This is a genomic window from Saccharomonospora marina XMU15 (genome assembly GCF_000244955.1).
GTDB lineage: Bacteria > Actinomycetota > Actinomycetes > Mycobacteriales > Pseudonocardiaceae > Saccharomonospora_A > Saccharomonospora_A marina.
Map to the genome: position 1 here is coordinate 4,923,467 of NZ_CM001439.1, position 14,976 is coordinate 4,938,442.

Genomic DNA, 14,976 nt, shown 5'->3' on the forward strand with positions numbered 1-14,976 from the left:
GACACTTTCGAGCCCGACTCGCCGATTCCCGGCTCAACCGACCACGATGAGCAACACTCCTACCCAGGACAGCCCCACCCCCGTAGCGATCCCCAGCGCGATCCAGCGAACGATCGGCACCGACCGGGCCAGCCACAGCGAAGGCGCCAGCCCGGCGGAGACGACGGTGGTAGCCGCGACCGCCACCCAGCCTGCTGTCTCCTGCGCCAACGCGCGCGCCAGCGCGACGATCGCCACGACGGCCACGACCGCGAAGAAGGCCGCGACGGTCAGCCCGGTGCCCCATGGGGTCGATTCCTCGCCGCGCTCCGGCGCCGGCGCAGCCCGCCGGCGAGGCGGGGGCACCCGTAGCGCCCGCCCGGTCACCGGGTCCAGGTAGCTCACCTGCACCCCGAGTGCGGCGGCCACCCTGCCCGCGAGCTGCTTACCCCTGCGCGATACGACCTCGCCACCCGCGCCGTTACCGCTGCGGCGCACGGCAGCGGCCACCTGTGCCCACTCGTGTAATGCCTCGGCCAGGTCCGCGCCCAGCGCCACGTGGTGCGGATCGGCCTCGCGCCCGTCGTCGGTGCCGGTGAGCACCGCCCGCTCGCCCCGAACCAGCAGTTCCACCTCAGTGGCCAACCGTCTCCCCCATCAGTTCGCCGCCGCGGCAGAGGCGTCGCGCTCGCCGGACGACGCCGCCGCGCGAGTGCCGGTCAGCTCGTAGAAGGCGACCGCGGCCGCCGTCGCCACGTTGAGGGAATCGACACCGGGTGCCATCGGAATGCGCACGGCCAGCTGCGCCGCCGCGATCGCCTGCTCCGAAAGCCCGTGCCCCTCCGAACCGAGCAACACCGCCACCCTGCCTGTCGTGCCGTTCGGCAGCCTACGCAGGTCGACCGCGTCCGGTCTCGGTGTCAACGCCGCGACGGTGAACCCGCGCTCACGCAGCCACAGCAGGGCTCGCGGCCATTCGGGCAGCGCGGCGAACGGCACCCGCAGCACGTTTCCCATCGAGACCCGCACGCTGCGCCGGTACAGCGGATCGGCACAGCCGGGCCCCAGCAGCACGCCGTCGACACCGAACGCGGCCGCGTTGCGAAAGAGCGAACCCAGATTCTCGTGATCACCGACGCCCTCCAGCACGGCGAGCACCCTGGCATCGGCGACGACACTCTCGACCGTCGGCTGCGGCACCCGCTCGGCGACGGCGAGCACGCCCCGGTTGAGGTGGAACCCGACGACATCGGCCATCACCTCCGAGGAAGTGACGTAGGCGGGTACCGGCAGCCCGGCCAGGTCGTCGGCCAGTTCCTCGATCCTTCGCCGCACGCCGAGCACGGCGAGTGGCCGGTACGGCGATGCGAGCAGCCTGCGCACCACCACGGTCCCCTCTGCGATCACAAGACCCCTGCCACCCGGCCGGTCCGGCCTGCGGTCGGCGGTGGTGAGGTCTCGGAAATCGTCGAGTCGAGGGTCTGCCGCCTCGTTGACGTAGATCATCTGGGCCACCTGCCGAGTTTCGCATCCGCCGCGCGAACAGGGGTCAGTGCTCCGAATGCTGGGTAACCCGATCCTGCGAACGGCGCCAGCTTGCGCTAAGTGAAGCACGGGTGACGGACGGCACCAGATTGGCCGCTAGCTCTGGCCCCCGCCATGTGCCAACGTTGCCGCCTGGCAGGGGAAACGCCGAGGCCGTCGGGGAGCCAAGGCTGAGGACGAAAAGGGATGCCCTCATGGGTAAGGACGTGGCACCGGGCTCCTTCAATCCCAGGGATCGAGGGCGGTATCGCCGCAAGGTGCAACGCTGCCTGGACACCCTCGCGCGGATGCTCTCCGACGGCAGCTTCTCGTTCCCGCGCAAGCACATCGGCCTTGAAGTGGAGCTGAATCTGGTCGACGAGGCGATGCGGCCGTCGATGTCGAACGCGGCCGTCCTCGACACGCTCGACGACCCGCTGTTCACAACCGAACTCTCGCAGCACAACATCGAGTTGAACGTGCCGCCGCGCCCGCTGGACGGCGACTCCGCGCTGCGGCTGGAGCAGGACCTGCACGCCCACCTGGACAAGGCGAGGGCAAAGGCCGGGCAGGCGGGTTCGTTGATCGCGCCCATCGGCATCCTGCCGACGCTGCGGCAGGAGCACTTCGACCAGAAGTGGCTCACCAACAGCGCACGCTACTCGCTGCTCAACGACCAGATCCTCGCCTCCCGCGGCGAGCAGACACTGCTGTCGCTTGAGGGCAGCGGGCTCGCGGGCAAGCCGCCGGAGCGGCTGCGCAGCTTCGCGGACTCGATCCTGCCCGAGGCGGCCTGCACGTCGGTCCAGCTACATCTGCAGGTGGCGCCGGAGGAGTTCGCCGCGCACTGGAACGCCGCGCAGTGCCTCGCGGGCGTGCAGGTCGCGCTGGGAGCGAACTCACCTTTCCTACTCGGAAAGGCACTGTGGCACGAGACGCGTATCCCGCTGTTCCTGCAGGCGACCGACACCAGGCCAGAAGAGCTGAAGAACCAGGGGGTACGGCCGAGGGTGTGGTTCGGCGAACGCTGGATCACCTCCATCTTCGACCTGTTCGAGGAGAACGTCCGCTACTTCCCCGGGCTGCTTCCCGAGACCGACGACGAGGACCCCATGGAAGCGCTGGAGTCCGGCGAGGTGCCGAAGCTGACCGAACTGCGGTTGCACAACGGCACGGTATGGCGCTGGAACCGGCCGGTGTACGACGTCGTGGACGGCAAGCCGCACCTGCGCGTGGAGAACCGGGTGCTGCCCGCGGGGCCGACCGTGGTCGACATGATGGCCAACGCCGCGTTCTTCTACGGCGCGCAGCGGGCACTGGCCGAGCAGGAAAGGCCGGTGTGGACGCAGATGTCCTTCCAGGCCGCCGAGGAGAACCTCTACACCGGTGCCCGCAACGGCTTCGACGCGCGGCTTTACTGGCCGGGTGTCGGCTGGGTTCCCCCTGACGAACTGGTGTTGCGGGTGCTGCTGCCGCTGGCGAGGCAGGGCCTGCGGGATTCCGATGTCTCCACCGACGTGGCCGACCGCTACCTCGGAGTGATCGAGCGGCGCTGTATCGCGCGGCGCAGTGGCAGCACCTGGCAGCGCGAGAGCGTGGTGAGGGCGCAGGAGCGCGGCTTGGACCGGGACTCGGCGCTGGTCGCGATGCTGCGTGACTACCTCCAACTGGCCGAGGCGGGCGAGCCGGTGCACGAGTGGCCGGTAGCCTGACGGGTTCCGGCCTGCGGGAGGTGCGCGTATGCCCAAGATCATCGGTGACTCACTGCCCGAGCACCGCGCGCGGGTGAGGGCGAAGGTGTTCGACGCGCTGCGCAACCAACTCTACGAGCGCGGATTCGACGCCATCACGCTCGCGGGCGTCGCTGCGGAGGCGGGTGTGGGCCGCACCGCGATGTACAACCATTTTCCCGACAAGGAACACCTGCTGGTCGCCTTCGTCGAGCACGAGGCCGCCGACTACGTCGAGCGGCTGCGCGCGGAGTTGTCCGCCACCACCGACCCGGTGCAGCGGCTGGCCACGTTCGTGCGGCTGCAACTGCGCACGCTCGCCGACTACCACCTGCCGCCGGGCAGCACGCTGGCCTCCGCGCTGGCTCCGGCCTCCTACCGCAGGGTGGCCGCCCACGCCGACCCGATCACCGAGCAGTTGCGAGCCGCGCTCCTCGACGGCGTGCGCTCGGGGCGGCTGCCGCGGCAGGACCCCGACATCGTCGTCCCGATGATCATGGCAGCGCTCGGCGCCAGGCAGGTGGTGGACGTACCGCCGGAGCAACTGGAGGACGCGATCGCCTCCGCGGTCTCGTTCGTACTTCGTGCGGTCGGGGTGGATCAGGCCGCGCCGGATTGACGGGCTCGCCCTGCCGCGATTTCTCTCCTACGATCTTTATGACAGGCTGTCAGATCCGGGGAGGCGTGATGGCGGTGCCCAACTCGTTCTCACAACAGTTGCGCGAGTCCACCCGGCAGGTACACGAGCGCGCGCACCATTCCACCTTCATGAGCGCTCTGCTGGACGGCAGGCTCCCGCTGAAGAGCTACACGAGGCTGGCGGAGCAGTACTACTTCATCTACCGCACGCTGGAGCAGGCCAGTGAGGCCATGGCCCGCGACGCGGTAGGGGCGCCGTTCGTGCTCGAGGAGTTGTACCGGCTGCCCGCGCTGGGCGAGGACCTGGAGTTTCTTCTCGGCCCGCAATGGCGGCACACGGTCAACCCGCTGCCCGCCACCGGGGAGTACGTGCGCAGGATGCGCGAGGTGGCCTTCGAATGGCCGGGCGGGTACGTGGCCCATCACTACACGCGCTACCTCGGCGACCTGGCAGGCGGCCAGGTGGTCGGGTCGCTGCTGCGCCGCCGCTACGGGATCAGCGGCGCGGGCGCGCGGTTCTACGACTTCTCCCGGGTGGGCAACCCGCACGCCTTCCGCAAGCGTTACCGCGGCTTGCTCGACAGCGCCGGTTGGGACGCGGGCGAGCGGCAGCGCATCGTCGACGAGACGCTGCTGGCGTTCGAACTGAACATCCGCGTGCTCACCGAGCTCGCGGCCGCTACGGCGGCGGACCGGGCGGCGTAGGTCGTGTGGCGGCGCTAACAACACCTTGACCTCGACCTAGCTCGACGTAGCAAGGTCAACTCCGCACGCCCCGGTTAGCCGAGTAGGACCACGGCTACTAGGTTGGCAGCTGAGAAGGCTTGGCACGAAACGCTTACAAGGAGGGCCAATGGCCACGTACGAGCTTCCTGACCTCGATTACGACTACGGCGCCCTCGAGCCGCACATCTCGGGTGAGATCAACGAACTGCACCACACCAAGCATCACCAGACCTACGTCAACGGCGCGAACCAGACACTGGAGAAGCTCGCCGCGGCCCGTGACGCGAACGACTTCGGCTCCATCGTGGGCCTTGAGACGACGCTGGCGTTCAACCTGGCTGGGCACGCCAACCACGTCGTTTGGTGGAAGATCCTTTCGCCCAACGGTGGCGACAAGCCGACGGGCGAGCTGGCCGCGGCGATCGACGACGCCTTCGGCTCGTTCGACAAGTTCAAGGCGCAGTTCACCGCCGTGTGCACCACGATCCAGGGCAACGGCTGGGGAGCGCTGTCGTGGGACCCGATCGGCAAGACGCTGATCACCCAGCAGCTTCGCGACCACCACAACAACCTGGTCCTGCCCACGGTGCCGATCCTGCTTGTGGACGTGTGGGAGCACGCGTTCTACCTGCAGTACAAGAACGTGAAGCCGGACTACGTCAACGCGCTGTGGAACGTCTTCGACTGGGCCGAGATCGGCAAGCGGTTCGAGGACGCCAAGGCAGGCCGCAACGGTCTGCTGCTTTCCTGAAGCGCCCGGTACCGCACGAAACGAGGCCCTGTCCCGCGGCTTGCGGGACAGGGCCTCGTTCGTTCCCGAACTGACTGCCGCTCCCACCACGAAGCGGTGCAAATAAGGTTAGCCTAACTTCACCTCGGGTGGCAAGGGGGCTCTGCGAGCCCGCCGCAGCACCAGCGCGCACCCGACGGCGGCCGCCACCGCCGCCAGCCCACCGATGTAGAACGGCGAGCGGCCACCGAGCGTGCCGGCCAGCCACCCGGTCATCGGGCCGCCGATGGGGTTGCCGCCGATCAGCACCAGCACGTACAGCCCCATGACGCGCCCCCGCATTCGCTGCGCCACCGAGGTCTGCACCAGCGCGTTGGCGGTGTTGAGGAACGTGATGGTCGCGAAGCCCAGTGGGACCAGTGCCACCGCGAATGCCACGTAGCTCGGCATGAACGCCGCGACCGTCTCGATCGCGCCGAGCGCGAACGCGGAAAGCAGCAGCACCCGCACGCTCGGGGCACGCCTGCTGCCCCGCCGTGCCGCGGCCAACGCGCCGGTGAACGTGCCGACGGCGAGCATGGTGGACAGCAACCCGTAGCCGTCGGCCCTGGTGTCGAACACATTGGCCGCGACGATGGCGAGCGAGGTGAAGAAGGTGATCCCGAAGGTGCTGACGAAGAACACCAGCACCAGCACCGTCAGCAGTTCCCGATGACCGCGCACGTAGCGCAGCCCCTCCCGCAACTGGCCCTTGGCACGTGCCACGACCGGCGCGCTGAACAACTCCTCGGGTCTCATCAGCGCGAGCCCGGCGATGACCGCCAGCGTGCTCACCGCGTTGGCGACGAACAGCCAGCCGGTGCCGACCAGCACGATCGCGAACCCGGCGACGGCTGGGCCGACGATCCTGGCCATGTTGAACACCGAGGAGTTCAGCGCCACCGCGTTGGGCACCTGCCTCGGCCCGACCATCTCGGCGACGAAGGACTGCCGGGTCGGCACCTCCATCGCCGAGAGCGCCCCGAGCCCGAACGCCAGGGCGTAGACGTGCCACAGCTGCACCAGGCCGGTCACATCGAGCGCCCCGAGCACCCCAGCGACCACGAAGTTGCCCGTCTGGATCGCGATGAGCAGCTTGCGCTTGTCGACCCGGTCGGCCAGCACGCCTGCCCACAGCGACAGCAGCAGCGTCGGGGTGAACTGCAACGCGACCGCGACGCCGAGCGCCACCGGGTTGTACCCGCTCAGTTCGAAGACCAGCCAGTCCTGCGCGATGCGCTGCATCCAGGTGCCGGTGTTGGAGACGATCTGGCCGCTGAAGAACAGCCGGTAGTTGCGGATGCGCAACGAGGCGAACGTGCCACGGCCTGCCGTCGCGGGTGGGCCTTCGGCCGGTTCGCGGGTAGCGGAAAGCTCGTGCTGGGTTCTTGCTTCGCTACCCGTGATACTCACGCCGTGTTGTCGCCTCCCACGATGTCGGTGGCGTCAGCCGTTGCCCGCCATCCTGTCGATGATCTCGGCGGCCCTGGAGAGCACCTCGCGCTCCTCGCCGCTCAGTTCGCCCAACCGGTCGTCCAGCCACGCCTCGCGCACCGAGATCATCGCCCGCACGTAGTCGAGGCCCTTCTCGGTGATCGCCACGATCGCCTGCCTGCCGTCGGTGGGGTGCGGGCTGCGCTCGACGTAGCCCGTCTCCTCGAGGGCAGCGATCACCCTCGTCATCGAGGGCGGCTGGACCCCTTCCTTCGCCGCGAGCTGACCCGGCGTCATCGCCCCGCACTTGTGCACCGTGGAAAGCGCGGAGATCTGGGTCAGCGAAAGGTCCTGACCGGTTCGTTGTGCCCGCAGCCTCCGATTCAGCCGCACCACGGCGAGCCGCAGCCTGCTCGCCAGTGATCGGTCGGAAACGGGGTCGGACACATCCTTAGCATACCTCACGATCGCAGAGTCGCTGGATGTCGGCGTAGCCGGGCGCGCTCCCGGTGGGTGTACCACCGTCGCGGACGGTCGTCGCCGCCCGCACGGCGGCGGCCACCGCCGTGCGAAACAGCAGCGAACCCGTGCTGATCCTTCGCACTCCCAACCCGGCCAGCTCACCGGTGTCAAGGCCGCCCGGCAGGTACAACACGTTCAGCGGTGCCGCCGTCGCGGCCACGAGCGCCTCGATCTCGGCCGCGTCCAGCCTGCCGGGCACGAACACACCATCCGCACCCGCGTCCACGTACCGCCGGACGCGCGCCATCGTCGCACCCACCTCGGCATCCACACCCACCCAGTAGTTGTCCACCCGCGCGTTGACGAACACGTCGGGCACGCGGGCCTTGACCGCACCGATGATCCCGCTCTGCCGCGCCGGGTCGGCCAGCGTGCCGCCGGCCCTGCCGTCCTCGATGTTGACGCCCACGACGCCCGCGGCGGCCAACTCCTCGACGACGTCGGCGACCCGGCCCGGATCGTCGCTGAAGCCACCCTCGATGTCCACGGTGACCAGGCACGGCAACGACGCGAGCAACACGGCGAGTTCAACGGTGGCCCGCCTGCTCACCCCGTGCCCGTCGGGAAGGCCGCGCGCGGCGGCGACCCCGAGACTGGTGGTGCCGATGGCCGCGAACCCGGCGTCCACCAGCAGCGCGGCCGACACGTAGTCCCACGCGTTCGGGAGTACGAGCGGGTGCCCTGCCACGTGCAGGTCGTGGAACGCCCGCGTGCTCACCTGTCCTCACCCTGCCTGGCCGTGCCTTCCGCGCTGCCCTGCGCCGTGCCCTCCGCGATGGCGATCGCGTGTGCCATGCCAGGGCAGGTGTGCGCACCCGCGCCGAAGGGCAACCGCGCCGCCGCGAGGTCCAGCGCGACCAGTTCGCCGGTGGGCGTGCAGCGCCTGGTTTCTCGCACCGGCGCCTCGGCGGCGAGCACCTCGGCGACCGCGGCGGGCCCGCCACGCCGTGTCGCACGTTCGGCGAGGAGGTCGGTGGGCCGGCAGGCCTGGACGAGCAGCCCGATCCGGGCGGCGGTGCGCTCGTCACCGGCGCCGTAACCACCCCGGCATGCCGAGGCGAGCCGCCTCACCGCCTCGTCTGCCTCACCGGGCACCACCCCGGTGTGTGGCTGGTAGTGCCTGGAGACGAGCGCGACATCGTCCGCGGCCACCGGCAGACCGAGCGCCTCGGCGAGCAGCGGCACCGAGGGCCCGGTGCGCCCACCGCGCCACGCGCGCGCGGCCGACCGCAAGGCACCGGGAGCCACGGTCGCCAGTTCGGCCTCGGCGAGGGCACGAAGCCGTCGATGCCGCCGAGGTGGGGCGAACCTGGCCACATTGGCCCGCAGCCAGGCCACACCGGGTCCGGCCGCATCGGCGACGGCGGGCACGGTGTGGCGGGGATCGGTCAGGATGGCGTGGACCCTTGCCGGGTCGGTGACTGTGAACATGAGCCGCGACGCTAGCGTCGCGGCGGTTCGGTCGGCGCCGAAACGTCGGCGGTGCACAATCGTGCGGTGTCCTCCGTCGAACTCGCCGAACTGGCGGGTCTGCTCGCCGACCGCACCCGGACCCGGTTCTGCCTCGCACTGCTCGACGGCAGGGCGTGGACGGCGGGCGAACTCGCCACGCTCGCGGGCGTGGCACCCTCGACGGCCAGCGAACACCTCGACCGGCTCGTCGCAGGCGGGCTGCTCGTCGAGCGCAGGCAGGGCAGGCACCGCTACGTGTCACTGGCTGGACCCGACGCCGCCGAACTTCTCGAAGGCCTGCTCGCACATCTGGACCTGGCGGCCGAACGCGGCCGGACGCTTCGCAGGGCGGTTGCCTCCTCCGCGATGGCCAGGGGCCGCACCTGCTACGACCACCTCGCGGGCAGGCTCGGGGTGGCCATCACCGACGCGATGACCACCCTCGGACTGCTCGACGTCCGCCACGGCTGCGCACTCACCGGCGAGGGTATGGAATGGCTCACCGGTGTGCTCCGCGTCGCGCCCGCGCAACTGCGCGCGGGACGCAGGCCGCTGGTGAAGTGCTGCCTCGACGCGACGGAGCGCCGCTCGCACCTTGCCGGTGCCGCAGGCGCGAAACTGTGCCTGCGGATGTTCGACAACGGCTGGGTCAAGCGCATCGGTACCGGCCGCGCCGTGCGGCTGACTCCGGCAGGCGCGGCAGCGCTCGAGGACTTGCTGGCCATCGACGCCGACTCGCTCGCCGCGGGCTGACCGGGCCGAGGCACTGAGCGCGCGATCCGGGTCAGCCGCCCAGCGTCTCGCGGATCGGGCCCATACCGAAGTAGACGACGAACGCGGCGGAGACGATCCACATCAGCGGGTGGACCCGCCTGGCGTTGCCGGTGGCGGCCTGGATGAGCACGTAGCTCACGAAGCCCGCGCCGATGCCGTTGGCGATCGAGTAGGTGAACGGCATCACCACGATCGTCAGGAACGCGGGCAGCGCCACCGAGAAGTCCCTGAAATCGATGTCGGCGACCTGGCGGATCATCAGCGCGCCGACAACGACCAGCGCGGGCGCGGCGGCCTCGATCGGCACCACCTCGTACAGCGGGGTGAAGAACATCGCGGCGATGAACAGCAGCCCGGTGACCACATTGGCCAGACCCGTTCTCGCGCCTTCCGCGATACCGGAGGCCGACTCGATGTAGACGGTGTTGGAACTGGCCGAGGCCGCGCCACCGGCGATGGCGCCGAGGGAGTCCACGAACAGCGTCTTGCCGACGTTGGGCAACTGGCCGTCCCGGTTCGCCAGGCCGGCCTGCCTGCCGAGCCCGGTCATCGTTCCGATGGTGTCGAAGAAGTCGGTGAGCACCAGGGTGAACACGAACAGCGCGGCGGTGAGTGCGGGTACCTGCACCCACGCGTCGAACGACACCTGGCCGAGCAGCGACAGGTCGGGCAGGCCGATGATGTCCTCCGGCAGTGCCGGATAGCCGAGGTTCCAGCCCTTGGGGTCCGTGCCGCCGGAGGGGCCGACGCCTGCGACGGCCTCGACAACGATCGACAGCACCGTCGCGGCCACCACACCGATCAGGATGGCGCCCCTGATGTTCCTCGCCACCAGCACGCCCATGATCACCAGGCCCACCACGAACACCGCCGTCGGCCACGACGCGATGGAGCCACCGATGCCCAACTCGACCGGAACCGTGGTGCCCGCCGCATCCGGGATGCGGCGCACGAAACCGGCGTCGACCAGACCGATGAGGCTGATGAACAGCCCGATGCCCACCGCGATACCCGCCTTGAGTTGAGCCGGTACCGCGTTGAACACCATCTCGCGCACCCCGGTGACCACGAGCAGCAGCACCACGATGCCGTTGACCATGACCAGTCCCATCGCGGCGGGCCAGGTCATCTGCGGCGCGATGTTCACAGCGACGAGCGCGTTGATGCCAAGACCGGCCGCCAGCGCGAACGGGTAGTTCGCCACCACGCCCATCAGGATCGTGAGCACACCCGCCACCAGCGCCGTCACCGCCGCGACCTGCGGAACCGGCAGGATCGCCCCGGTCGCGTCCGCGTTGGCACCGGGCCCCTCGGAGAAGCTGCCCAGGATGAGCGGGTTCAGCACGATGATGTAGGCCATCGTCACGAAGGTCACCAGCCCACCGCGCACCTCCCTGCCCGGTGTCGAGCCGCGCTCACTGATCCGGAAGAACCGGTCCAGCCGCGACTTCAGCTTCCGCTCCGCGGTCGCTTCTGCCATCACTCACCTGCCTCGATTCGGACCGGCAGCGACACGGCGGAGGTAGCCTTTCCCACGTGGACGTACCGAGCGACCCTTCCCGCACCAAGGGGCGGTTCCGTCCCACACCGCAGCTGCCGAGGTCACTGGTCAACCTCTGGCCGCCGATGATCCTAGGCACCGTGTTGTGGTTTCTGGCCTTCGCCGTGCTGCTCATCACTGGGGTGCGCGGCGTGTGGCTGTGGACGACGCTGGCAGGCGGTGGCCTCGGCATCGTGGGCATGGGCATCATGCTGTGGCAGCGAGCCGCCGCAAGGCGCGGTTCCCGCCCTACCCCGCACGGCCTGTAGCGCCGACGCAGTCGACTGCGGGCAACGGTTGGCTCAGCCGAGCAGCGTGGCGGGCCCCGGATCGTCGAGCAACGCCGCGATCAGCGCTCGCCTGGGCCAGCGCCCGGTCGCCCAGGCGAAGGCCCTGGCAAGCCCCTCGGCGGTGTCCGAGGTGTGCAGGGCCGTGTCGTACCACCACGGAACCGGGCGTCCGCCGACGGTGAGCGTCTCGTGCACGAACAACCCGCCCTCCTCCGGGGCGATACCGAGCAGGTCGGCGACCTCGACGATCGCGGGCAGATCCCGCCAGGCGACGAAGTCACCTTCGCTTTCCACTTCGGCGGTCGTCTCCTCGCTCGCCAACGGCAGGTCGAGCACATCGGCCAGTGCCGGGGCCTCGGCGAAGTCGAGCGTGGCGACGAGAACGCTGTGTGGCCACAGCCCCAGCAGCCACGGCGCGTCCAGCACCACGGCGTCGGCGGCGTCGGTCACGGAGCCGTCGAGCGCGCGCACGGCGGCGGGTGGGCGCACGCCCTCCGGCGAAACCCGCGACAGCGCCGAATGCGCCCGCAGCACCAGACCGGGTGGAACCGACCTGGCCTCCTCGGCGAGCCGGGAGCACAGCCACTGCGCGTCCTGCGCGTCCACAACGGTCAGCTCCCAACGAACACCCATCGCCAGGAGCAGCTCGTCGGGCAGGTCCACGTCCAAGACCGGGTCGAACAACCCGGCCAGCGACTCCGCATCCGGCAGCCGCCACTGCCCTGGCGGCTGACCGGCCAGCAGCGCGTTGTCCGCCAGCCACCGCCGCACCCGGCCGCCCGGTTCCACGAGCATCCGCCTGGTTCGCGGGTCCGACGCGAGCAGCCGCACCGCCTCCGGCCAGGCATCGTCGGCGACCAGATCGAGATCGGCGATGGGCGGGTCTTCGCCCGCACCGGTGTTCTCGGTGTCATCGTCCTCGGCAGGTGCCCGGAAACCGTCGAGCACCCCAACCTGTGTCAACGTCTCGGCGGGCCAGCGCGAAGCGAAGTCGGCGTCGAGCACGTCCAGCGGCGCCTGCGCACCGATCGCCTCGGTGTCGAGCACGTCCAGCAGTCGCGAACCGGGCAGCACCAACTCGTCGGCGCGCCGCCAGCCGCCCGTGCGGTCGGGCAATGCCAGCGCACCGAGCCCTTCCGCGCCCGCGCGGGTCGCCAGCCGCAGCACCGTACGCACCAGCGGCAGTACGTCCACGCCCGCGAGCGCATCCTCCACGCTGCCCTCGACGGCCTCCCGCAGCGCGGGGTCGCGAAGCACCTCACCCGCACCCGCGTGCACCGCGCCGAGCCGTTCGAGCAGCGGGTGCGCCGCCCGCGGGTGCACCACGCGAGGCCCGGCCCCGGCGAGGTCCAGTTCCGCGGCCAGGTCCACGTCGTCCAGCAGCAGCGCCGTCCTGGGACCGGCAACCGTGCGGCCGTCGGTCAGCGGCACGGGCAGGGCGCCGAGTTCGTCGGCGGCGACCTGGTGCCGCTCCACTCCGTCGAGCAGCACCTCGTACAGCCGCCGCCACCAGGAGGGTTCGCGCTCGATGCCGGTGACCGCGTCCACGATCGCGGCGGCGTCGACCGTGGACGCGCCCACCGAGGCGAGCGTGCGCGCCGCCTGCCCGCCGCACAGCGGGGCGGCGACAAGTCCGGGCACCACGTCGGCCAGCAACTCGACGAGGTCGGGCAGTTCGGGGACGAGTACCTTCGCGGCCGCCCCCGCCAGCTCCCCGCCTGCCGCGGCGGGCAACCACGCGTCCTGCGACAGTCGCCGGGTCAGCAGCTCCCGCAGCGTGCTGTCAACCTCCGAGGCAGGAAAGCCCGCGGGCGGCACCAGCGCGAGCCGGTGTCGCGGTGGTAACCGCCGGACGAGACCGGGATAGGCGTGAGCGGCTTCGGCCAACGCCTGCCTGGTCGCCTCGCCCGCGAGGACGCGGCGGCGGGAAGGCTCGACCGGCACCGACGCCAGCAGCCGAGCAGGCAGGCTCACCCGCTCGTCGGTCGGTGTCGGAGCGTGCAGCACGTCGTCGGCGATCGGCGACGGCGCGCCGGTTTCGGAAACGGGAACCGCCCACACGCAGGCCTCGCCCTGGTGCGTGAGCCACCGGGTGCGGTGCCCGTCCGGTGAGGCCAACTCGACGAGTTCGCCGTCGTCGCGGCGGGTCCACACCTGCCCGGCCACATCGACCTCGGCCAGCGCGGGCAGTGCCAGCAGCAGGTCCGCGACCTCGGACCGGATGAGCTCGAGCACCTCGCCAGCCGGCGGGCGCAGCGGCAGGCGAACCTCGGTGTCGAACCCGTCCGGCAACGGGGGCTCGGTCGGCGGCAACGGCCACGGCAACCGCAGGATCGGCACCTCGCCCTCGCGCCCCGCCGCTTCCCGGGTGCGGGTCCGCGAGAACGACACCCCGCCGGTGCGGGACACGATGCGCGGGCACGAGGTGACGGCCAGCACCGCGGCGAAGCCGACCCCGAACCGGCCCACCGTGCCACCGCGCTTGCCAGAGGCCCGCAGTGAGGCGAGCGAGGCCACGCCTTCGGCGTCGAGTGGGGCGCCGGTGTTGGCGACCCGCAGTTCGCCGTCGACCACCCGGACCCTTACCCGGCCCTCGACCCCGGCCTGCGCGGCCGCGTCGGCGGCGTTTTGTGCCAGCTCGACGAACAGCCGGTCGCGGTAGCCGCCGACCCGCAGGTCGTGCTCGGCGTTGGTGTCCTCGGTGAACCGGGTCGGCGAGTCCCGCCAGGCCCGCAGCACCGCGGCGCGCAGGTCGTGGGAATCGAAGTCTGGGATGGCGGACAGCGTGCGGACCTACCGCTCAGCCGACGGGTTCGGTGTCGAGCAGGGAGTCGTCGTAGAACAGCTCCGCGACCGGAACCGGGGAGCTGGCCTCGACCTCGATCTCGGAGTGCGCGCCGCAACCGAACTCGGCGTGCACGACGTGACCGTCCGCCGGTGAGATCTCGTTGCCGCAGACGCCGAACGCGGCACGCAACGACCCTGCCAGCCGCAGGTAGAAGCCACACGTCCCGCACGTGCCCGGAGCGCTGCGGGCCATGTCCGAGCGCGGACCGTACTCACCACGGTGCCAGCGCTGCGCCGCCTGCTGCCTGCCGTAACGCGACATCACCCTGACCCTGCCGAGTCCGGTCTCGCGCGCCACCTCTTCGACCTCGGGGTCGTCGGTGGTCAGGTAGGCGGGAGCGAGCCGAAGGTCGTCGGCCGCGGTCGGGAAGATGTCGCCGATACCGAGGTCGCCCTGCCGCACCCGCCGCTCCCACGGCACCCACTTCGGTGCGACGACGGCGTCGGGACCCGGCGTGTGCACCACCTCGCTGACGGTCACCGGCTCGTCGTGCCCGGTCGTCGCGACGGTGACGGACCACCGCCAGCCCCGGTATCCGGGAAGCCGCGAGTCGAACAGGTGGGTGACCGAAACGGAGTCCTCGACCTCGACTCCGGCGTGCTCGCCCACGTTCTCGGCACCCGCGTCGAGCACGGCGGAGTCGCGGGCCAACTCCACCGCATCGAACAGCTTCCGGCGCAGTGTGCCGTCGTCGAGGGTGAGCAGCAGGGTCATGAGTCTCCATTGTGCAGCACAGTGCCGCGCGACGG

The 14,976-nt window shown here is 70.6% G+C and carries 15 protein-coding genes; 6 read left to right on the forward strand and 9 right to left on the reverse strand.

Annotated features, from left to right (window positions below):
• Positions 1–33 precede the first annotated feature (33 nt).
• Complete coding sequence (locus SACMADRAFT_RS23190) at positions 34–612, reverse strand: DUF2537 domain-containing protein (protein ID WP_040925853.1); 579 nt, start codon at positions 610–612, stop codon at positions 34–36.
• A 24-nt stretch (positions 613–636) separates the two neighbouring features.
• Complete coding sequence (locus SACMADRAFT_RS23195; protein WP_009156294.1) at positions 637–1,485, reverse strand: TrmH family RNA methyltransferase; 849 nt, start codon at positions 1,483–1,485, stop codon at positions 637–639.
• A 233-nt stretch (positions 1,486–1,718) separates the two neighbouring features.
• Between SACMADRAFT_RS23195 and SACMADRAFT_RS23200 the strand changes: the two genes are divergently transcribed.
• From SACMADRAFT_RS23200 to SACMADRAFT_RS23215, 4 genes are all read left to right on the forward strand, one after another.
• A complete protein-coding gene (locus tag SACMADRAFT_RS23200; RefSeq protein WP_009156295.1) occupies positions 1,719–3,215 on the forward strand; it encodes a glutamate-cysteine ligase family protein in 1,497 nt (498 codons plus the stop codon).
• A 28-nt stretch (positions 3,216–3,243) separates the two neighbouring features.
• A complete protein-coding gene (locus SACMADRAFT_RS23205; protein WP_009156296.1) occupies positions 3,244–3,852 on the forward strand; it encodes a TetR/AcrR family transcriptional regulator in 609 nt (202 codons plus the stop codon).
• Positions 3,853–3,920: 68 nt separating this feature from the next.
• Entirely contained in the window at positions 3,921–4,577 is a 657-nt protein-coding gene (locus SACMADRAFT_RS23210) for a biliverdin-producing heme oxygenase (RefSeq protein WP_009156297.1), read from the forward strand.
• A gap of 148 nt (positions 4,578–4,725) precedes the next feature.
• Complete coding sequence (locus tag SACMADRAFT_RS23215; RefSeq protein WP_009156298.1) at positions 4,726–5,349, forward strand: superoxide dismutase; 624 nt, start codon at positions 4,726–4,728, stop codon at positions 5,347–5,349.
• Between the two features lie 108 nt (positions 5,350–5,457).
• Here the strand turns inward: SACMADRAFT_RS23215 and SACMADRAFT_RS23220 are convergent, their stop codons facing one another.
• Genes SACMADRAFT_RS23220 through SACMADRAFT_RS23235 form a run of 4 tightly spaced genes read right to left on the reverse strand, consistent with a single transcriptional unit; the run spans position 5,458 to position 8,754 of the window.
• Positions 5,458–6,780, reverse strand: a complete 1,323-nt coding sequence (locus SACMADRAFT_RS23220; RefSeq protein ID WP_009156299.1) for an MFS transporter — start codon at positions 6,778–6,780, stop codon at positions 5,458–5,460.
• A gap of 33 nt (positions 6,781–6,813) precedes the next feature.
• Entirely contained in the window at positions 6,814–7,248 is a 435-nt protein-coding gene (locus SACMADRAFT_RS23225) for a MarR family winged helix-turn-helix transcriptional regulator (RefSeq protein ID WP_009156300.1), read from the reverse strand.
• 4 nt (positions 7,249–7,252) lie between these two features.
• Positions 7,253–8,041, reverse strand: coding sequence for an isocitrate lyase/PEP mutase family protein (locus SACMADRAFT_RS23230; protein ID WP_009156301.1), 789 nt, complete (start codon positions 8,039–8,041; stop codon positions 7,253–7,255).
• Positions 8,038–8,754 (reverse strand): hypothetical protein, encoded by a 717-nt coding sequence (locus SACMADRAFT_RS23235; RefSeq protein ID WP_009156302.1) that lies wholly within the window; start codon positions 8,752–8,754, stop codon positions 8,038–8,040. The genes SACMADRAFT_RS23230 and SACMADRAFT_RS23235 overlap by 4 nt, the downstream gene beginning before the upstream one ends.
• A 66-nt stretch (positions 8,755–8,820) precedes the next feature.
• Here SACMADRAFT_RS23235 and SACMADRAFT_RS23240 point away from each other — a divergent pair, with 66 nt between their 5' ends.
• Positions 8,821–9,528 (forward strand): ArsR/SmtB family transcription factor, encoded by a 708-nt coding sequence (locus SACMADRAFT_RS23240; protein ID WP_009156303.1) that lies wholly within the window; start codon positions 8,821–8,823, stop codon positions 9,526–9,528.
• 31 nt (positions 9,529–9,559) lie between these two features.
• Here the strand turns inward: SACMADRAFT_RS23240 and SACMADRAFT_RS23245 are convergent, their stop codons facing one another.
• A complete protein-coding gene (locus tag SACMADRAFT_RS23245) occupies positions 9,560–11,029 on the reverse strand; it encodes an NCS2 family permease (protein ID WP_009156304.1) in 1,470 nt (489 codons plus the stop codon).
• A 56-nt stretch (positions 11,030–11,085) separates the two neighbouring features.
• Between SACMADRAFT_RS23245 and SACMADRAFT_RS23250 the strand changes: the two genes are divergently transcribed.
• A complete protein-coding gene (locus SACMADRAFT_RS23250) occupies positions 11,086–11,358 on the forward strand; it encodes a DUF2530 domain-containing protein (protein ID WP_009156305.1) in 273 nt (90 codons plus the stop codon).
• 33 nt (positions 11,359–11,391) lie between these two features.
• On the opposite strand, the gene SACMADRAFT_RS23255 is transcribed toward SACMADRAFT_RS23250, so the two are convergent.
• Together SACMADRAFT_RS23255 and SACMADRAFT_RS23260 are read right to left on the reverse strand one after the other, a co-directional pair.
• Positions 11,392–14,118 carry a sacsin N-terminal ATP-binding-like domain-containing protein gene (locus SACMADRAFT_RS23255; protein ID WP_009156306.1) on the reverse strand — a complete coding sequence of 909 codons (2,727 nt, stop codon included), beginning with the start codon at positions 14,116–14,118 and terminating at the stop codon, positions 11,392–11,394.
• Between the two features lie 61 nt (positions 14,119–14,179).
• The gene (locus tag SACMADRAFT_RS23260) at positions 14,180–14,941 is read right to left on the reverse strand and encodes a DUF3027 domain-containing protein (RefSeq protein WP_009156307.1); all 762 of its coding nucleotides are present in this window, start codon (positions 14,939–14,941) and stop codon (positions 14,180–14,182) included.
• Between the last annotated feature and the right edge of the window lie 35 nt (positions 14,942–14,976).